Consider the following 19,135-nt stretch of genomic DNA (forward strand, 5'->3'; position numbering starts at 1 on the left):
CACTCCTTGTTAGCGCTGTAGTAGCTTGCCAGATGGATGGTTAGAGCCATGTACTTGCGAATGGCAGTTCATACAGCTTTGTCCCGCATTAAATGCATTGGGGTTGCCCCCGAATACGGCATTTGAGGTGTGTCCAACTGAGGCGTGACATTGTTGACATAACATAGGCGGTTTACTTATCAGCATCGCTTCGTTGACGCTGCCATGTGGATTATGACAAGACGCACAATCTTCTGTAACGGGCGCATGTTCCCATAGCTTGGGTCCACGTTTTTCTGCATGGCATGAGTAACAATTTTCATTGACGCTCATCTGCTTTAAGCTGGCATCTGCAAGTGTGCCGTGTGGGTTGTGACAGTCACTACATACCATCTGTTGCCATTTTAGCGGGTGAGAGGAACGTTTATTCATGTCAGCTTTTTGTTGAGTGTGGCAACTGGTGCATACTGCCACTTCAGTTGCTCTGTCTGCGATAGGGTCGTGTCCAGTATGGACTTGATGACAGTTGGCACAGCTGACATCAGCATTGTCGTGATGATTGCCGCTCCAAGCCATACGTTCATCATCGTTATGGCAACTCATACAAACGCTATTTTGTTTTTCGGCTGGAACAGGGGAGTTTGAACCAAATGTAATCATTGGCTCTTTACCACCACGATTATGTGATCCCAGTGGGCCGTGACAGGCTTCGCATTGAAGATCGGCCATTGGCGAGCCTTTAACATCAGCATTACCGTGAACCCCGTCGAATAGTTCCATCACTTTTGCGCTTTTCCTGTGACACATGAGACAGGTGTCAGCGCCTTTTGATGAATACTTTCCTTCAGCAAACTTTTTATCTAATAGTGCTTCAACCTCTTTTGGTGGTTGATCGTCCCATGGGGCTGACATGACATTAAAGCAAAATGCCATAGTCGTAAGCATTAGCAAGTTCACTAGCTTTGTAGAGAACCATCCTGTGGTCTTGTTCATCATGTCATTCCCATTCCATTCGCTTTTAAAGCGTTCTTTTTTTAGAGTGCTACATTAGTAGTTATGTAAATTACTAACATAAAATAATAGAACATAAACATGACAAACCCATAACATTTAGGTGGGCTTATGCAGCTTTTAACGCTGATCTTTAAAGGGTAGTTATTGAAGTGTGATCTGGATCACGCTGGGTCGGTTTCTGTTATTCATTTGAATCCAGTGTAAATAATAACCATTATTGTTTAAGGGGGATAAGCCATAATTAATTTATCTGGCATGAGGTCATTTATTAGTTGAGAGATTTGTCACATAATAGAGAACACAATTGAAAATTATTATCGTTTACAGTCTGAAATGTTGATCTAGGTAAAGTTATTGAGATTAACAGTCCTTTAGAATCAGTATCAATTCAAAGAAAGTTGAGGCCTGTAATTAGGTGGAATGCACAATGAAGTTAAGTGAACTAAATCCAGGCGATTTCGCCAGAATTTCTCAAGTAGGGCAAATTGACCTACCGGCTGTTGTTAAACGCAAACTCCTATCGATGGGGATCACTCCCAATACTCGATTTTCTTTGATCCGCAGAGCACCAATGGGCTCGGGCGTAGAATTAGATATCCGAGGCAGTAAGTTATGCATGCGTCGTGATTTAGCAGATATTATTGAGGTTGAAAAAGCGAATGGATAAGCAATTTAATTGCGTCACCGTCGGTAACCCTAACGCGGGTAAGTCGACTCTTTTTAATGCCCTTACTGGTTCGAATCAACAAGTTGGTAACTGGTCTGGGGTTACAGTTGAAAAGAAAACAGGGCAATTCGCGCTGCAAGGTACCGATGTTTTTCTTACTGACCTTCCCGGTATTTATGATTTATTACCTGCTGGGAACAGCTGTGACTGCTCTTTAGATGAACAGATTGCTCAGCAATATCTTGCAGATCAGCCAATCGACGGCATTATTAACCTTGTTGATGCGACCAATATTGAGCGTCACTTGTACTTAACCGTACAACTGCGTGAACTTGGTATTCCGTTAGTTGTAGTGCTGAACAAAATAGATGCTGCGATTAGTCGTGGTATTCATATTGATGTCGCACAGATGAGCAAAGAGCTAGGTTGTCCGGTTGTGGCCGTGTGCTCTCGCGATGAACAAGACATTGACAAGGTGAAACAACAATTTGTTGCTTTACTCGATGGTAAAGTTTCTGAAGCGCCTCTAGTACTTGATTACGATACTGAAATTGAGTCTGGCGTTAGTAACTTGCTTGCAGCCGATGACAAGTTGAGTCGAGGGCGTGCACTTGCGATGCTCGCTAATGGATTAGGCTGTGGTAAGTGTAAAAACAGTCAAATGGTTAGTGAAGTAGAGCAGTACTCTCAAGCACTGTCTGCTCAAGGTAAAGATATTGAAATTATGGTGGCCACCACACGCTTCAACTTCGTTGAGCAGGTGTTTACTGGTTCAGTTAAAAGTGACAATGCCGAAACATTAACCGATAAACTAGACAAAGTGGTACTTCACCCAGTTGCAGGGATCCCTGTGTTCCTGTTTGTGATGTATTTAATGTTTATGTTCAGTATTAATGTTGGTAGCTCTTTTATCGACTTCTTTGATATCGCAGCAGGGGCTATTTTTGTTGACCATTTCGGCGCATTAATGTCCAGCCTAGGTTCACCTGAATGGTTAGTGACTATTGTAGCCGGTGGTGTTGGCCAAGGTATTCAAACGGTTGCCACGTTTATTCCGGTTATTGCGGCGCTATTTCTAGCCTTGTCAGTACTTGAAGGTTCAGGTTACATGGCGCGAGCAGCGTTTGTTGTTGATGGGTTGATGCGCCGCATTGGTCTACCAGGACGTGCTTTTGTGCCTATGATTGTTGGCTTTGGTTGTTCAGTGCCAGCGATTATGGCGACTCGTACGCTAGGTAGTGAGCGTGAACGTATTGTCACAGGAATGATGGCGCCGTTTATGTCATGTGGTGCACGCCTTCCTGTGTATGCATTATTTGCTGCTGCTTTCTTCCCTGAGTCAGGTCAGAACTTAGTCTTCTTGCTGTATATGATTGGTATCTTTGCCGCTATTGGCACTGGCTTATTATTACGTTCCACTTTACTACCAGGCTCAAGCAGTGCGGTTGTGATGGAGTTACCTAGCTATGAAAAGCCAAAGTTCAAAACTGTAATGGCGCGAACAGGCAAGCGAACAAAGAGCTTTATTATGGGCGCGGGTAAGACGATTGTTATCGTTGTAACCTTGCTAAACTTTGTCAATGCTATTGGTATCGATGGGACATTTGGTCACGAAGATAGCTCTGAGTCGGTACTTAGTGTAGCAAGCCAAAAAGTCACTCCTCTATTTGCACCTATGGGTGTGGAGCAAGATAACTGGCCTGCAACAGTCGGTATTATCACTGGTATCTTTGCCAAAGAAGCCGTAGTGGGGACGTTAAACAGCCTTTATTCAGACAACAGTGCTGGTGATGAAGAGTTAGCACCATTATCTGATACCTTTGCTGAAGCGTTAGCGACTATTCCTGAGAATTTGTTCGGTATTGCGCCAGAAGATCCCTTATCTATCTCTGTTGGTGACGTTTCATCTGTTGAAAGTGCATCAGAAGAGCTAGAGGTTGATACCTCAACCTTCAGCGCACTGCAAGCTGGTTTCGCTGGTGTAACGGCAGCATTTTCTTATTTACTGTTTGTATTGCTATACACTCCTTGTGTTGCAGCAATGGGCGCATTGGTTAATGAGTTTGGCGGGCGCTGGGCGGCATTCGCTGGGCTTTGGACCTTTGGTCTAGCGTACGGCACGGCGACGGTATTCTACCAAGGGGCTACGTTTGCTCAGCACCCTCTACAATCAAGTCTATGGATTGGCTTCTTTACTATCGCATTAGTTGTATTTTATGTATGGCTGAAGAGGAAAGGGCGAAAAACCCAAACCATCATTCCAGGCATTAAAGTGATTACGGAATAGTTGTTTTAGCGTATAATCTGAGTGTATAGATAAAAGCAGCGATGATTCGCTGCTTTTTTGCCTTTAAATGGCTATGCTGTAACCATTAACCCGTGTTTTTAAGCGTGAACCGTTGACCCTACTAGGGATCTGTAGGATTATGCTTTTTTCGCCATTAACCATCGTTCGCAAAGAGGAATTCCATGAGTCATGTGGACACTGAAGTACGTCCTAGTAACTTCATACGTAGTATCATAGATGAAGATCTTGCCAGCGGTAAGCACAGTGCTGTACACACTCGCTTTCCGCCAGAACCAAACGGTTTTCTTCATATCGGCCACGCCAAGTCTATCTGCCTAAACTTTGGCATCGCACAAGACTACCAAGGTCAATGTAACTTACGTTTTGACGATACCAATCCTGAAAAAGAGGACATTGATTATGTCCACTCTATTCAGAATGATGTGCAGTGGCTTGGTTTCCAGTGGAGTGGCGATATTCGTTACTCTTCAAATTACTTTGATCAGTTACATCAGTACGCCGTTGAGTTGATCACTAAAGGTTTAGCTTACGTTTGTTTCTTAAATGCAGAGCAAACTCGTGAGTACCGCGGCACGTTGAAAGAGCCTGGTAAAAATAGCCCTTACCGCGATACAACACCTGAAGAGAACTTAGCGCTATTTGAAAAAATGCGTAATGGTGAGTTCAAAGAGGGTGAATGTGCGTTAAGAGCAAAGATTGATATGGCATCGCCATTTATGTGTATGCGCGATCCGATTATTTATCGGGTACGCTTTGCACATCATCATCAAACAGGTGATAAGTGGTGCATATACCCAATGTACGACTTTACTCACTGTATCTCTGATGCGATTGAAAACATTAGCCACTCGCTTTGTACTTTAGAGTTTCAAGACAACCGCAGATTGTATGATTGGGTATTGGATCATTTAGATGATTTCCAGTCTCCAAGTCGCACACGTCAGTATGAGTTCTCAAGATTAAACCTTGAGTACACGTTAATGTCTAAGCGTAAGCTTAACGACCTTGTGGTTCGTAATATTGTCTCTGGTTGGGATGATGCGCGTATGCCAACGATTGCAGGCTTTAGACGTAGAGGTTATACCGCGGCTTCAATTCGTGAGTTTTGTAAGCGTATCGGCGTGACTAAGCAAGAGAACATGGTTGAAGTTGCCATGTTAGATGCGTGTATCCGTGAAGAGCTCAATGAGCATGCTCCGCGGGCAATGGCAGTTATCAACCCAGTTAAGGTCGTGATTGAAAACTATCCTGAAAACCAGGTTGAAACAGTGCAAGCTCCTATACATCCAAGTAATGAAGAGATGGGTAAACGCCCATTGTCATTCGGGCGTGAACTTTACATCGACGCGGATGATTTCCGTGAAGAAGCAAATAAGAAGTTCAAACGTTTAGTACAGGGCAAAGAAGTTCGTTTACGTAATGCTTATGTCATCAAGGCTGAACGCTGTGATAAAGACGCTGATGGCAACGTGACCACCATTTACTGTACTTATGATGATGAAACCTTGGGTAAAAACCCGAGCGATGGTCGTAAGGTTAAGGGTGTTATCCATTGGGTTGAAGCAACGACAGCTAAACCTGCTGAGTTCCGTTTGTATGAGCGTTTATTTAACGATGCCAACCCTGCGGCAGCAGAGTCTGTTGATGAAGTACTTAATCCGCAGTCGTTAACGGTTAAGCATGGGTTTGTTGAAGCTGGACTTGTTAATGCTGAAGCGGAAAAAGCCTATCAGTTTGAGCGTGAAGGCTACTTCTGCGCTGACAATAAAGATTCAACTAAAGACAATCTAGTCTTTAACCTAACGGTGCCATTACGCGACACTTTCGCGTAGTCGTTTTATACTGCTTGGTATTAGTTTGAGTTGATAAACTCGAGAATAAAAAAGCCGACAATATGTCGGCTTTTTTGCGTGTTTAATATTGTGTCATTATTGGTACATCGGACCGAAGCCAACACTCCATAAAATAACACTTGATGCCATCAGTCCGACAAGTAACACTAGGCCTGCTGTTACAACGGAACTCGCATAAATAAAACCTTTCTCTTCCGGGATATTCATAATGATGGGCACACCGGTATAGAGGAGATAAACCGAATAAGCCAAACCCGCTAAACCAACTATCATGATGAACCACAATGTTGGATAAAGCGATGCTAAGCCCACCATAAATAATGGCGTAGCAGTGTATGCTGCTAACTCTAGTGCTTGAGTGTAACTCGGTTTTGCATCGAAAGTTTTAGCCATCCAAAAAGCAAGGTAAGCAAGTGCGAATACGCCTGCGATGAGGCCGAAATACATGCCTGTAGACATGATGAGTGCGCTTTCAGCTGTTAAGAACTGACGCTCGCCAACGCCGAGATCCCAACCTATTTGTGAAGTTGCAAAGAAAGTGCAGATAGCAGGAATGAGTGCAACGATTAAGATATGGCTCAGACTACTTCTAAGCGCTTCGTGGTTTTTTTCAATTGTTTGCCACTCTTCTTTTGGATGAGTGTATAGCCCCATTAAGTGATTCAATATCATTATAGTTATCCTTGTTTAGCATTTAACTTTTAGATTAAATTGGCTCGCCAAACTGCAGACGAACTTTTTACAGCTCTAAGGCTATTTATTGAACAAAACTAACCAAGAGTCAAGCCAATCATTTTAAGCATAGATGTTAAGCTAGGATTGTGCAGGAAATTACTGATAAAATAGTTAACTCTAACGAACAGCGTAAAGAGCCATAGCATGCAGCAGTTACTTGCCCCTATTTACTCATTTTTGAAATGTGAAACCCCGGATAGTTGGATTGAAGAAGCAAAAAAGCCTGAGCAGTTAAAAGGTTTGCTGATTGATCACTGTAACTGTGAGTTAAAAGCGGCGCAGACGGCGATGTTTTTGGTACGTAAATATGCCATCGATAAACCAAGTGGCAAGATTTTATTAGCCTGGGCAAAACCTTATGAAGATTTTGTTTATATTAAGGATCGAGATGTAGCTGCATTTCTGTCGAAAGAGAGTAAGAAAAATGAGTTAGCGGCTGAGCTCGTTGCCCGTCAGGATTTTGATCATAGTGCGGACTTGATTCAAAAGATGGTGCGGTTGATCAAAGAGGAATTTCACCATTTTGAGCAAGTATTAGAGATTATGCATAGCCGCGGTATTGAGTATCGCAATGCCCGAGCTGGTCGGTATGCAAAGGGTATGATGAAACAGGTGAGAACCCATGAACCTGCCACGCTTATTGATAAGCTCATTGTAGGGGCATTTATTGAAGCTCGTTCTTGTGAACGTTTTGCCAAGCTGGCACCTCATTTAGATGACGAATTGAAGAAGTTTTATATCTCCTTATTGCGCTCAGAAGCGCGTCACTATCAAGATTATTTAACACTCGCTCAGGCGATTTCGACCACGGATATAGCCGATAGAGTTGCCCATTTTGCCGACGTAGAGGCAGAGCTTATTTCGTCTTTAGATGAGGACTTTAAGTTTCACAGTGGAGCGCCATTGATTATGGAAGCTGTTTAAAAGCGGCGAAAAAGATGAGAGGCAAGTAGGGGATTACTTGCCAAACGGTAACTCTATTAGCTCAATATTATCTTGGCTAACACAAAGCATGCTGCCTTGTTCATACCAATCACCGACAACAATTCGACGTTTTCCATTAGCAAGCTGATGGATTGCAGGGCGATGCGTATGGCCATGGATCATCTGCTGCGTTTGAGTTTCTTCAAGCAGTTTGAGTACAGCGTCGGGCTCTACATCCATAATGCTATCGCTTTTTTGTTGATTGCTGCTTTGACTGTTACTTCTTAACTTTGCGGCAATCCCAAGTCTTTTGGATTTTGATAGGTGTGCATATAGCCACTTTGCCCATGCCATATTGCGAAACTTTCTAAAACGCTGGTATGGTTTATCTAGGGTACAGAGGCTGTCACCATGCAAGATAACGGTGTCTACACCATATAAATTAACCGTGAAAACTTCAGGTAATAAGGTCATGCCACTGCGCTTTGCAAACGCATTGCCGATAAGAAAGTCTCTATTGCCATGGATAAAGAAGACTGGCAATTTTTTTGAGGCCAATTGAATGGCATCAGCTAGCTGATTTGCAAATGGCTCTGCAATGTCATCGCCCACCCAAACTTCAAACAGATCGCCTAGGATATAGAGCGCTGAGGCATCGCTAAGTTGAGTGTCTAAGAAGGTAAGAAAAGCTTGGGTAATATCGGGACGATCGGCACTTAAGTGCAGATCGCCCACAAAAAGTGTGCGCATCGAGTCAATCTTACTCTTCGATAGTCACTTTTTCGATGATAACAGCCTCAAGAGGAACGTCTTGATGCATGCCACGGTTACCGGTGCTGACTGCTTTAATCTTATTAACAACGTCCATGCCTTCAGCGACTTCGCCAAATACACAGTAACCCCAACCTTGTGCTGACTCAGACTTAAAGTCTAAGAAGGTGTTATCGTTGATGTTGATAAAGAACTGAGCCGTTGCTGAATGTGGATCTGAAGTTCGTGCCATAGCAATGGTACCGACTTTGTTTGATAGGCCATTGTTTGCTTCGTTTTCAATGGTCTCACCGCTGCGCTTCTGTTCCATATCTTCAGTAAAACCACCACCTTGAACCATAAAACCGTCAATAACACGGTGAAAAACGGTTCCATCGTAAAAGCCTTCTTTGACATATTTTTCAAAGTTAGCTGCAGTTTTTGGTGCTTTTTCAGCGTCAAGAGAAAGCTTGATTTCGCCGTGGTTGGTATGAAGTGTGATCATAATTTTAACTCTCGCAATTTAACACATGGTAAATAATGGCTGAATTCTAACGTAATTGCGCTGCTGCATAAAGTGTTGCGTGATTTGTCACTTTAAAAAAAGCACTCAGTGAACAGCTAATAAGCAACCAGTAAAGTCGTGGTTGTAGTTAATAATGCAAACAAGTTGCACCAGAGAAGGCTTTCTAGACAATATTAATCACTTCTGCACGATTTTGCGCACTTGGTATGGGAAAACAGCTTGGAACCGTGAGTTTTGCAGTGGTAGACTGAACGACCTATTTCTGAATATAGCCGTTGAAGAGAATAATCAATGTTGAAGCTTTACAATACGCTTACCCGCCAAAAAGAACAGTTTGTACCAATACAGCCCGGAAAAATAGGTATGTATGTGTGTGGGGTGACCATTTATGATTTATGTCATATCGGTCATGGACGTACTTTTGTTTCATTTGACATGATTGTAAGGTACTTGAGGTATAGCGGTTATGACGTTAATTTTCAGCGCAATATCACCGATGTTGATGACAAGATTATCAAGCGTGCTAATGAAAACAATGAGAGTTGTGACTCATTAACAGAACGTTTGATTGGTGAGATGCACAGAGATTTCGATTCTCTTAATATGGCGCGTCCTGATTTTGAGCCACGTGCAACACTGCACATGCCAGAAATCATCGAGATGGTAGAGAAGCTTATTGCTCGTGACCATGCTTATGTGGCCGCTAATGGTGATGTATTATTCAGTGTATCTTCTTTCCCTGAATATGGCCGTTTATCTGGGCAAAACCTTGAACAGTTGCAAGCTGGCGCTCGAGTAGAAGTTGAAGATGCTAAACGTGATCCGATGGACTTTGTTCTATGGAAAATGTCTAAGCCTGGTGAACCAACTTGGGATTCTCCTTGGGGACCAGGGCGTCCTGGTTGGCACATCGAATGTTCAGCAATGAACAGTAAGCATCTTGGTAACCATTTTGATATCCATGGTGGTGGCTCAGATCTTCAGTTCCCTCATCATGAGAACGAAATCGCCCAGTCTTGCTGTGCACACGACACTCAGTACGTAAACTACTGGATGCATACCGGCATGGTTATGGTTGATAAGGAGAAGATGTCAAAATCGTTGAACAACTTCTTCACTATCCGTGACGTATTAAATCATTACGATGCCGCAACAGTGCGTTATTTCTTGTTGTCAGGTCATTATCGTAGCCAGCTTAATTACTCAGAAGAGAACCTTAAGCAGGCTAAATCTGGATTAGAGCGTATTTACACTGCGCTAAAAGATTTGGATCTTACGGTAGATGCTGCACCTGCTGAAGAGTTTATCGCGCAATTTAAGCGTGCAATGGATGATGACTTCAATACTCCTGAAGCTTATTCAGTATTGTTTGAGATGGTGCGTGAAATTAATCGTCTTAAATTGGCAGATATGGCACAAGCTTCTGCATTAGGGGTTGCCTTAAAGCAGCTTGCTGATGTGTTAGGGATCCTAGGTCAAGATGTTGATACTTTCTTTAAAGGCGAAGGAAGTGATGATGAAGTGGCTGAGATTGAAGCGTTAATTGTTGAGCGTAATCGAGCACGAACTGAGAAAGATTGGGCCGCAGCTGATGTGGCGCGAGATGGACTTAATGCTCTGGGTGTTATCCTTGAAGATGGTCCCGAAGGCACCACTTGGCGTAAGAAGTAACACTAACGCTTGAATAAAAAAGCCTGCATTAGCAGGCTTTTTTTATGTCTGGAACATTTATGCTTTTAGTATCTAGCACTGTATCAGTCGTGATCGTGATACTGCTCGCAGGCGTAAAGTGTGTTCTCTAACAAGCTCGCAATGGTCATTGGACCAACACCACCAGGGACTGGCGTGATGAAGCTTGCATTTTCAGCTGCTTTCTCAAACTGAACATCACCAACTAGCTTACCGTTTTCTAGACGATTAATACCGACATCAATCACAATTGCGCCAGGCTTAATCCATTCCCCAGGAATGAATCCAGGCTTACCAACGGCAACCACGACCAAATCGGCTTGTCTCACTTTCTGCTCAAGATTACGAGTGAAGCGGTGACAAGTTGTCGTCGTACAACCCGCGAGAAGTAACTCTAACGACATTGGACGGCCGACGATATTAGACGCGCCAACAACCACGGCATCTAAACCGTAGGTATCGACACCAGTCGACTGAATAAGAGTCATAATACCCATAGGAGTGCATGAGCGCAGTACTGGAATGCGCTGAGCGAGTCGGCCGACGTTATAAGGATGAAAGCCGTCGACATCTTTATCTGGACGGATACGTTCAATAACCTTGGACTCTTCAATATGCTCTGGCAGTGGCAGTTGGACCAAAATACCATCAATACTCTGATCTGCATTACACTCGTCAATGAGAGATAACAGGGCATCTTCAGAAGTTGAACTGTCTAAGTCGTATGAGCGTGAGATGAATCCGAGTTCTTCACAGGCTCTACGTTTACTGCCAACATAAACTTGTGAAGCTGGGTCCGCTCCAACGAGAATTACAGCTAAACCTGGTACTCTTTGACCAGCCTCTTTTCGGGCGGTGACTTTGTCTTTGAGCTTAGTTCGAATGGCTTGAGCGATAGCTTTACCATCGATGTTTTGAGCGGTCATGGGGCAAGGTGTCCTTTATACGGCACGATAATGGAAAACGGCGACATTTTAGCAGGACATGTCCGAGGTGTCATTGATTTAGGTTGTTAACAATCAGTTCTCAAATACGGATAATGGTTTAGCTTTAAGTTGTAGAAAGTATGCATTAGCGGGGGCGGCTCAAATTGAACTGCTGATTAAAACGGCTATCGCTACCGTTGGTGAAACTTATAGCTATAATTGCATATTATTGACTGATTGAGCCCAGCCAAAGCTGATATTTAGCCAAAGCGATTTAGTAGGTTAAGTGAAAAGCTGATAACACCGTTTATAGAAGCACTGAATTACCCCCAAAGGGCCAGGTTTCTTGGCTATTATTACTATGCGGTAGGCTATTGGTGCACAAAAACTAAACGGTATAGCCTCGGACTTGTCAAAATAGCTAGTAAACAACGGCAACACAACCGTGAAAGAACAACTGCCACTAGAATCATTCAATTGAAAACTTATAGTTTATCGCTACGCCGTAAAATAAAGCTGTTATTTAATTCGGTAAATGTGGCTGCTGCTTGATAAACCGCTATATTAAAATACCGACCGAATTGTTGTTATGTTGAACACATTGTTTAGGAAGACATCAATGAGTAGCGCTATAGCGTGTTAAATAAGCAGGCGAATGATTTTTTTAAAAAAGTCGTTGACGACTTTTAGGCTAAGGGCTACTATGCGCTCCGTTCTCAACGAGACAGCTCGTTGAAAACAGAAACTGAAAATATTTCCCAAATATGTATTTTCACTAAGTTTCAATTTCGGTGATTAGCGCAGCCCGGTAGCGCATCTGGTTTGGGACCAGAGGGTCAGAGGTTCGAATCCTCTATCACCGACCACATTTTTAGGCTAACGTGGAACGTTAGTTGCCCAGTTCAGGAAATGAATTTATTTCATTGCCGAGCGCCCGTAGCTCAGTTGGATAGAGCACCCGCCTTCTAAGCGGGTGGCCGCAGGTTCGAATCCTGCCGGGCGTACCATTTTTGTGGTGATTGTAGCTCAGTTGGTAGAGCCCCGGATTGTGATTCCGGTTGTCGTGGGTTCGAGCCCCATCAGTCACCCCACTCATTCTGTAAAGAAGTTCAAAAAGCGACCCTAGGTCGCTTTTTTTACGTCTGTAAATCATGCTTTGAGGCTCGACTCCAGCGCATTCGATAGCTATAATGTCGCGTCTTGATCATTATCAACTAAGAGTGACCAGTGCCGAACGTCAGCGTTTATGGGCATTTTGGTTAAATTTACGAGTCAAGAAACGAATACCTTAATAGTTGAAATTTCGACTATTACAAAGGACGATAGACATATTTCGAGGTAAAAAAATGCAAGTTTCTGTAGAAACCACACAAGGCCTAGAGCGTCGCCTAACTATTTCGGTACCTGCTGAGCAGATCGAAAATACAGTTAAAGAAGCATTAAAAAGTGAAGCTAAGCGTGCTCGTATCCCAGGTTTCCGTCCAGGAAAAGTACCTGTAAGCGTTATTAATAAGCGTTATGGTAAAGCTATTCGTCAAGACATCACTGGTGAAGTGATGCAGCGCAACTTTGTTGAAGCTATTATTGCTGAAAAGTTGAACCCAGCGGGCGCACCAACTTTCGCTCCTGGAACAACTGAAGGCGAAAGCTTTGAGTTTGTTGCTACTTTTGAAATCTACCCAGAAGTAGAACTTAAAGGTCTAGAGTCAATTGCTGTTGAGCAACCTAAAGCAGAAGTAACAGAAGCTGATGTTGACGCAATGATTGAAACGCTACGTAACCAACATGCTTCTTTTGAAGTTGTTGAGCGTGCAGCTGCTGAAGGCGATAAAGCTAAAATCAACTTCGTTGGTTCAGTTGACGGTGAAGAGTTTGAAGGCGGAAAAGCTGATGATTTCGAACTACAACTAGGCAGCGGCCGTATGATCCCAGGTTTCGAATCTGGTGTTGAAGGGCATAAAGCAGGTGAAGAGTTCGAAATCGAAGTTACTTTCCCTGAAGATTACCACGCAGAGAACTTGAAAGGTAAAGCAGCTAAGTTTGTTATTACTTTGACTGAAGTTCAAGGTGCTGACCTTCCTGAAGTTAATGACGAGTTCGCGACACTATTTGGTGTTAACGAAGGCGGAATCGACGCGTTACGTGCTGAAATCAGCAAGAACATGGGTCGTGAACTTGAGCAAGCGCTTAAAGCGAATGTTAAAGAGCAAGTGCTTAACGGTTTAGTTGAGCAAAATGCTTTGGAACTACCAAAAGCATTGATCGAAGGCGAAGTAGAAGTATTGCGTAAGCAAGCTATGCAACGTTTTGGTGATCAAGCCGCAAGCATGCCTGAACTGCCAGCTGACCTGTTCACTGAACAAGCTGAGCGTCGCGTTAAAGTTGGTCTACTACTTGGTGAAGTTATCAAGACTAGCGAACTTAAAGCTGAAGACGAACGTGTTCAAGGTTTAATCGCTTCAATGGCGTCTGCATACGAAGATCCAAGTGAAGTTGTTGCTTACTACAATGGTAACGAAGAGCTTATGCAAAATATGCGTAACGTTGCACTTGAAGAGCAAGCAGTAGAAGAGTTACTGAAAACTGCAACTTTGACTGAAAAAGAAGTCAATTTTGAAGAATTTATGAACAAGGCTACCGGTCGCGCATAACGATCGCTTGACTTAAATGGCTATTAGCCATTTATAATGGCTCGTATGAGGTTCCTCATGCGAGCCATTTTTATTTAGGGAAGTTAATCATGCACAAAGCACCAGAATCAGTACTTAATGCACTTGTGCCTATGGTTGTTGAACAAACAGCTAAAGGTGAACGCTCATACGATATCTATTCTCGTCTTTTAAAAGAGCGAGTGATCTTTTTAGTTGGTCAAGTTGAAGAGCATATGGCGAACCTTATCGTGGCTCAGTTACTGTTTTTGGAGTCAGAAAGCCCAGATAAGGATATCTACCTTTATATCAACTCGCCAGGCGGTTCTGTTACAGCGGGTATGGCTATTTATGACACGATGCAGTTCATCAAGCCAAACGTAAGTACGGTATGTATCGGTCAAGCAGCGAGTATGGGCGCATTCTTACTCGCAGGTGGAGCAGAAGGAAAACGTCATTGTTTACCTAATTCACGTGTTATGATCCATCAGCCATTAGGTGGGTTCCAAGGCCAGGCATCAGACATTGCTATTCATGCACAAGAAATCTTAGGCATAAAGAACAAGTTGAACACTATGCTAGCCGAACATACGGGTCAGCCACTTGAAGTTATTGAGCGTGATACTGACCGTGATAACTTTATGAGTGCTGACGAAGCAGCTGAATACGGTCTAGTTGATTCAGTTTTAGCAAAACGAGGCTGATTTTTACTTTCTGCTGAGCTATGCTGAGTAAAGAAGCGAAATAAAGAATCCTGCAGTCTTTTGGCTGCAAACAGAGGTAAGGTAATGAGCGAGAACAAAGGTGACGGCGGCAAGCTGCTGTACTGCTCTTTTTGTGGAAAGAGCCAGCATGAAGTAAGAAAACTTATTGCTGGACCTTCTGTATATGTTTGCGATGAATGTGTAGAACTCTGTAACGACATTATTAGGGAAGAGATTAAAGAGATCTCTCCTAAGCAAGATCAAGACAAGTTGCCAACACCGCATGAATTACGAGCGCACTTGGACGATTATGTTATTGGCCAAGACAAAGCAAAGAAGGTGTTGTCAGTAGCGGTTTATAACCATTACAAACGTCTTAAAAATGCCAGCCCTAAAGATGGGGTTGAGCTGGGTAAGAGTAATATCTTGCTGATTGGCCCAACAGGTAGTGGTAAGACACTACTTGCAGAGACGCTTGCTCGTTTCTTGAATGTACCGTTTACTATGGCTGATGCTACAACGCTTACTGAAGCGGGTTATGTCGGTGAAGATGTAGAGAACATCATTCAGAAACTACTGCAAAAGTGTGACTATGATGTAGAGAAAGCCCAGCGCGGAATCGTCTATATCGATGAAATTGATAAAATCAGTCGTAAGTCTGATAACCCATCTATCACGCGTGATGTTTCTGGTGAAGGTGTTCAGCAAGCTTTGCTTAAACTCATTGAAGGTACCGTTGCTGCGGTTCCACCTCAAGGTGGCCGTAAGCATCCGCAGCAGGAGTTCTTACAGGTTGATACCTCAAAAATCCTGTTCGTCTGTGGTGGTGCGTTTGCAGGCCTAGAAAAAGTGATTGAACAACGTTCTCATGTGGGTACTGGTATTGGTTTTGGCGCTGAAGTTAAAGGCGAAGCTGACAAAGCGACAATCTCAGACACGTTATTGCAAGTAGAACCTGAAGATCTGGTGAAGTTTGGTCTAATTCCAGAGTTTATTGGTCGTCTTCCTGTTCTAGCTACGTTAGCTGAACTTGATGATGCAGCACTTATTCAAATTCTTTCTGAGCCTAAAAATGCCATAACAAAGCAGTTTGCTGCTTTGTTTGAAATGGAAGATGTTGAGCTAGAGTTTAGAGAAGATGCACTTAAAGCGATTGCTCTTAAAGCACAGACCCGTAAAACCGGTGCTCGTGGTTTACGCTCTATCGTTGAAGGTATTTTACTCGACATCATGTATGACTTACCGTCAACTGATGATGTGGTTAAAGTGGTTGTCGATGAGTCGGTCGTGAAAGGCGAATCAACACCAATACTTATCTACGCGACAAATGAAGCTCAAACAGCAACGGCTGAATAAGTCATTGCTTCAATAGCATCAGCGTATCGAAAAGGAGCCTTTATGGCTCCTTTTTTGTGCAGTTTATTATTTAATTGTTATTCGCCATTGAAACCTATCGAATCATCCCAATATACTCTTAAGTATTCATATAAAACGGAATCGAGCTATGACTCAAGAGCGTGATACGCGAATCGAACTACCCGTACTGCCACTGAGAGATGTGGTGGTTTATCCTCATATGGTAATTCCGTTATTCGTAGGACGAGAAAAGTCCATTCGTTGCTTAGAAAAAGCAATGGATCAAGGCAAACAAATTATTTTGGTCGCTCAGCGTGATGCTGAGCTCGATGACCCAAGCAGCGACGATATTTTCGACGTTGGAACAGTAGCTTCAATCCTGCAACTTTTAAAACTCCCTGACGGCACCGTAAAAGTGTTAGTCGAAGGGGGCCAACGTGCTCGCATCGACAACTATTCAGAGCAGGATGATATCTTCCAAGCTACGGCTCACTATTTAGAGTCTGAACCTCTTACAGAAAAAGAGGAAGAGGTGCTTGTTCGCTCTGCAGTGGGCCAATTTGAAGGCTACATCAAGTTAAACAAGAAGATCCCACCTGAAGTATTAACCTCACTGTCTGGCATAGATGAGGCTGCGCGCCTTGCCGATACGATGGCAGCACATATGCCACTTAAGCTAGAAGATAAGCAATCTGTGCTTGAGATGGTTGATGTCGGTGAGCGTATCGAATATTTGATGGCGATGATGGAATCCGAAATCGACTTATTACAAGTTGAGAAGCGTATTCGCGGCCGTGTTAAAAAACAGATGGAGAAAAGTCAGCGCGAGTACTATTTGAATGAGCAAATGAAAGCTATTCAAAAAGAACTCGGCGATATTGACGAATCTCATGATGAGTTTGAAAGCTTGGCGAAAAAGATAGAAGAAGCCAAGATGCCTGAGGAAGCTCAGGAAAAAGCGAAAGCTGAACTCAACAAGTTAAAGATGATGTCACCAATGTCAGCTGAAGCGACAGTGGTAAGAAGTTATGTCGAGTGGATGGTATCCGTCCCGTGGCATAAGCGCTCAAAAATTAAGCGTGATTTAGCCAAGGCACAAGATGTACTTGATACGGACCATTTTGGTCTTGAGAAAGTTAAAGAACGTATTTTAGAATACCTAGCGGTACAAAGCCGAGTTAAACAGCTTAAAGGGCCAATTCTTTGTTTAGTTGGACCTCCTGGTGTTGGTAAGACTTCTTTAGGGCAATCTATCGCCAAAGCAACAGGGCGTAAGTACGTGCGAGTTGCTCTTGGTGGTGTTAGAGATGAAGCTGAAATTCGTGGGCATCGCCGTACTTATATCGGTTCAATGCCAGGTAAAGTGATTCAGAAGATGTCAAAAGTGGGTGTGAAAAATCCACTGTTCTTGCTTGATGAAATCGACAAGATGAGTAGCGACATGCGTGGCGATCCAGCATCGGCATTATTGGAAGTTCTTGATCCTGAACAAAATGCAACGTTCAGTGACCATTACATGGAGGTCGATTATGACCTGTCTGATGTAATGTTTGTTGCTACATCGAATTCAATGAACATACCTGGGCCTCTTTTAGACCGTATGGAAGTGATTCGTTTGTCGGGTTATACCGAAGATGAAAAACTGAATATTGCCAAGCAACACTTGTTGCCAAAACAGATTGAACGTAACGGCCTAAAAACGAAAGAGGTGACAGTTGACGATAGTGCCATCATTGGCATTATTCGCTACTACACTCGTGAAGCGGGTGTGCGTGCACTTGAACGTGAACTTTCAAAAATCTGTCGTAAAGTGGTTAAACAGATCTTGCTTGATAAGAGTATTAAGCATGTTGAGGTCAACCAAGACAACCTCAAGTCGTTCTTGGGTGTGCAGCGTTGTGACTATGGTAAAGCAGAGTCAAACAACCAGATTGGCCAAGTCACAGGTCTGGCATGGACTGAGGTCGGTGGCGATTTGCTTACGATTGAGGCAACGTCCGTACCGGGTAAAGGTAAACTGTCTTATACCGGTTCCTTGGGTGATGTCATGCAAGAATCGATTCAAGCGGCAATGACGGTTGTTCGTGCTCGTGCTGAGCAGATGGGCATTAATCCAGATTTTTACGAAAAACGCGATATTCATGTGCACGTTCCTGAAGGAGCTACGCCTAAAGATGGTCCTTCTGCCGGTGCCGCAATGTGTACAGCGCTAGTCTCTAGTTTAACGGGCAATCCTGTTCGAGCAGATGTGGCCATGACCGGTGAAATCACCCTTCGTGGAGAAGTCTTGCCGATAGGTGGTTTAAAGGAAAAATTACTTGCAGCACATCGCGGTGGAACCAAAGTCGTTCTAATTCCAAAGGAAAATGAACGAGATTTGGAAGAAATTCCTGCAAATGTTATCGCTGACTTAAAAATTTACCCAGTGAAATGGGTTGAAGAAGTGTTGAAACACGCGTTAGAACGCCCAGTTGAAGGCTTTGAAGTAGTGGAAAACGTGGGCTAACGCAATAAATTGCAGTATTGCACAAAAAAAGTGTAAAAAGGGGCTTACCAAAGCCCCTAGCTGTGGTAGCCTAAGTCTGTGGAGAGTCAGTCGCTCCAGCCCTTGGAGTGACTGGTTTTGAGCAGTATCCTAAAATATTTATTTGGTTTTCCTATAAGGCTTGAACTTTGGTTCCAAGCTTGTTATAAAAAGCCTCCGCAGACCGCTCTAGACAAGGATTTGGGTGCGGTACAAAAATTACATTCAAGGGGATGACATGAACAAATCTGAACTAATCGAGAAAATCGCTTCTGGTGCTGACATTTCTAAAGCCGCTGCTGGCCGTGCATTAGATTCTTTCATTGGCGCTGTTACTGACGGCCTAAAAGAAGGCGATAAGATTGCTCTTGTTGGTTTCGGTACTTTCGAAGTGCGTCAACGTGCAGAGCGCACTGGTCGTAACCCTCAAACGGGTAAAGAGATCAAGATCGCTGCAGCAAACATTCCAGCATTTAAAGCTGGTAAAGCGCTTAAAGACGCTGTTAACTAAGAAATTCGTTAACTGCAGCTT

At 43.4% G+C, this 19,135-nt stretch carries 15 protein-coding genes and 3 tRNA genes; 13 read left to right on the forward strand and 5 right to left on the reverse strand.

Translation table 11 applies throughout. The annotated features are described in order from the left end of the window. Nucleotides 1-9: 9 nt before the first annotated feature. Complete coding sequence (locus AB4135_RS04215) at nt 10-924, reverse strand: DmsE family decaheme c-type cytochrome (protein ID WP_371990714.1); 915 nt, start codon at nt 922-924, stop codon at nt 10-12. A gap of 496 nt (nt 925-1,420) precedes the next feature. Here AB4135_RS04215 and AB4135_RS04220 point away from each other — a divergent pair, with 496 nt between their 5' ends. From AB4135_RS04220 to glnS, 3 genes are all read left to right on the forward strand, one after another. Continuing rightward, nucleotides 1,421-1,660, forward strand: coding sequence for a FeoA family protein (locus tag AB4135_RS04220; RefSeq protein ID WP_020913325.1), 240 nt, complete (start codon nt 1,421-1,423; stop codon nt 1,658-1,660). Next, entirely contained in the window at nt 1,653-3,947 is a 2,295-nt protein-coding gene (gene feoB, locus AB4135_RS04225) for a Fe(2+) transporter permease subunit FeoB (protein WP_371990594.1), read from the forward strand. The genes AB4135_RS04220 and feoB overlap by 8 nt, the downstream gene beginning before the upstream one ends. Before the next feature lie 182 nt (nt 3,948-4,129). Then, nucleotides 4,130-5,800: a glutamine--tRNA ligase gene (glnS, locus tag AB4135_RS04230; protein WP_371990596.1), complete on the forward strand. Its 1,671-nt coding sequence runs from the start codon at nt 4,130-4,132 to the stop codon at nt 5,798-5,800. Nucleotides 5,801-5,896: 96 nt separating this feature from the next. Here the strand turns inward: glnS and AB4135_RS04235 are convergent, their stop codons facing one another. After that, on the reverse strand, nt 5,897-6,493 hold the full coding sequence (locus AB4135_RS04235; protein WP_371990598.1) for a Yip1 family protein: 597 nt from the start codon (nt 6,491-6,493) through the stop codon (nt 5,897-5,899). Between the two features lie 207 nt (nt 6,494-6,700). Here AB4135_RS04235 and miaE point away from each other — a divergent pair, with 207 nt between their 5' ends. Beyond that, nucleotides 6,701-7,480: a tRNA isopentenyl-2-thiomethyl-A-37 hydroxylase MiaE gene (gene miaE / locus AB4135_RS04240; protein ID WP_371990600.1), complete on the forward strand. Its 780-nt coding sequence runs from the start codon at nt 6,701-6,703 to the stop codon at nt 7,478-7,480. A 33-nt stretch (nt 7,481-7,513) separates the two neighbouring features. Here miaE and AB4135_RS04245 read toward each other — a convergent pair whose 3' ends face one another. Both AB4135_RS04245 and AB4135_RS04250 read right to left on the reverse strand, forming a co-directional pair. Then, a complete protein-coding gene (locus tag AB4135_RS04245; protein WP_371990602.1) occupies nt 7,514-8,230 on the reverse strand; it encodes a UDP-2,3-diacylglucosamine diphosphatase in 717 nt (238 codons plus the stop codon). Nucleotides 8,231-8,240: 10 nt separating this feature from the next. Next, nucleotides 8,241-8,735, reverse strand: coding sequence for a peptidylprolyl isomerase (locus tag AB4135_RS04250; RefSeq protein ID WP_371990604.1), 495 nt, complete (start codon nt 8,733-8,735; stop codon nt 8,241-8,243). A gap of 312 nt (nt 8,736-9,047) precedes the next feature. Between AB4135_RS04250 and cysS the strand changes: the two genes are divergently transcribed. Beyond that, on the forward strand, nt 9,048-10,427 hold the full coding sequence (cysS, locus tag AB4135_RS04255; RefSeq protein WP_371990606.1) for a cysteine--tRNA ligase: 1,380 nt from the start codon (nt 9,048-9,050) through the stop codon (nt 10,425-10,427). A gap of 83 nt (nt 10,428-10,510) precedes the next feature. Here the strand turns inward: cysS and folD are convergent, their stop codons facing one another. Further along, nucleotides 10,511-11,371: a bifunctional methylenetetrahydrofolate dehydrogenase/methenyltetrahydrofolate cyclohydrolase FolD gene (gene folD, locus AB4135_RS04260; protein ID WP_371990608.1), complete on the reverse strand. Its 861-nt coding sequence runs from the start codon at nt 11,369-11,371 to the stop codon at nt 10,511-10,513. Nucleotides 11,372-12,160: 789 nt separating this feature from the next. Between folD and AB4135_RS04265 the strand changes: the two genes are divergently transcribed. The 8 genes from AB4135_RS04265 (at nt 12,161) to hupB (ending at nt 19,114) form a co-directional block, all read left to right on the forward strand. Further along, nucleotides 12,161-12,237: transfer RNA gene (locus AB4135_RS04265), tRNA-Pro, on the forward strand. A gap of 64 nt (nt 12,238-12,301) precedes the next feature. Then, nucleotides 12,302-12,378 (forward strand) — tRNA-Arg (locus tag AB4135_RS04270). Between the two features lie 8 nt (nt 12,379-12,386). After that, nucleotides 12,387-12,462, forward strand: a tRNA-His gene (locus AB4135_RS04275). Between the two features lie 255 nt (nt 12,463-12,717). Further along, the gene (gene tig, locus AB4135_RS04280; RefSeq protein ID WP_371990610.1) at nt 12,718-14,022 is read left to right on the forward strand and encodes a trigger factor; all 1,305 of its coding nucleotides are present in this window, start codon (nt 12,718-12,720) and stop codon (nt 14,020-14,022) included. A gap of 89 nt (nt 14,023-14,111) precedes the next feature. Continuing rightward, nucleotides 14,112-14,723 carry an ATP-dependent Clp endopeptidase proteolytic subunit ClpP gene (gene clpP, locus AB4135_RS04285; RefSeq protein WP_220736740.1) on the forward strand — a complete coding sequence of 204 codons (612 nt, stop codon included), beginning with the start codon at nt 14,112-14,114 and terminating at the stop codon, nt 14,721-14,723. Nucleotides 14,724-14,807: 84 nt separating this feature from the next. Beyond that, entirely contained in the window at nt 14,808-16,079 is a 1,272-nt protein-coding gene (gene clpX, locus AB4135_RS04290) for an ATP-dependent protease ATP-binding subunit ClpX (RefSeq protein WP_020913314.1), read from the forward strand. Between the two features lie 148 nt (nt 16,080-16,227). After that, nucleotides 16,228-18,585 (forward strand): endopeptidase La, encoded by a 2,358-nt coding sequence (gene lon / locus AB4135_RS04295; RefSeq protein ID WP_220736741.1) that lies wholly within the window; start codon nt 16,228-16,230, stop codon nt 18,583-18,585. Between the two features lie 241 nt (nt 18,586-18,826). After that, nucleotides 18,827-19,114 (forward strand): nucleoid-associated protein HU-beta, encoded by a 288-nt coding sequence (gene hupB / locus AB4135_RS04300; RefSeq protein WP_220736800.1) that lies wholly within the window; start codon nt 18,827-18,829, stop codon nt 19,112-19,114. Nucleotides 19,115-19,135 lie beyond the last annotated feature (21 nt).

Source organism: Shewanella sp. 10N.286.54.B9 (genome assembly GCF_041468565.1).
GTDB lineage: Bacteria > Pseudomonadota > Gammaproteobacteria > Enterobacterales > Shewanellaceae > Shewanella.

Bases quoted from the DNA above. Each gene is read 5' to 3' on its own strand.
- AB4135_RS04220 (WP_020913325.1), top strand. From the start codon at position 1,421: ATGAAGTTAAGTGAACTAAATCCAGGCGATTTCGCCAGAATTTCTCAA.
- tig (WP_371990610.1), top strand. From the start codon at position 12,718: ATGCAAGTTTCTGTAGAAACCACACAAGGCCTAGAGCGTCGCCTAACT.
- clpP (WP_220736740.1), top strand. From the start codon at position 14,112: ATGCACAAAGCACCAGAATCAGTACTTAATGCACTTGTGCCTATGGTT.
- lon (WP_220736741.1), top strand. From the start codon at position 16,228: ATGACTCAAGAGCGTGATACGCGAATCGAACTACCCGTACTGCCACTG.
- cysS (WP_371990606.1), top strand. From the start codon at position 9,048: ATGTTGAAGCTTTACAATACGCTTACCCGCCAAAAAGAACAGTTTGTA.
- glnS (WP_371990596.1), top strand. From the start codon at position 4,130: ATGAGTCATGTGGACACTGAAGTACGTCCTAGTAACTTCATACGTAGT.
- AB4135_RS04250 (WP_371990604.1), bottom strand. From the start codon at position 8,735: ATGATCACACTTCATACCAACCACGGCGAAATCAAGCTTTCTCTTGAC.
- clpX (WP_020913314.1), top strand. From the start codon at position 14,808: ATGAGCGAGAACAAAGGTGACGGCGGCAAGCTGCTGTACTGCTCTTTT.
- feoB (WP_371990594.1), top strand. From the start codon at position 1,653: ATGGATAAGCAATTTAATTGCGTCACCGTCGGTAACCCTAACGCGGGT.
- AB4135_RS04235 (WP_371990598.1), bottom strand. From the start codon at position 6,493: ATGATATTGAATCACTTAATGGGGCTATACACTCATCCAAAAGAAGAG.
- folD (WP_371990608.1), bottom strand. From the start codon at position 11,371: ATGACCGCTCAAAACATCGATGGTAAAGCTATCGCTCAAGCCATTCGA.
- miaE (WP_371990600.1), top strand. From the start codon at position 6,701: ATGCAGCAGTTACTTGCCCCTATTTACTCATTTTTGAAATGTGAAACC.
- AB4135_RS04215 (WP_371990714.1), bottom strand. From the start codon at position 924: ATGCTTACGACTATGGCATTTTGCTTTAATGTCATGTCAGCCCCATGG.
- AB4135_RS04245 (WP_371990602.1), bottom strand. From the start codon at position 8,230: ATGCGCACACTTTTTGTGGGCGATCTGCACTTAAGTGCCGATCGTCCC.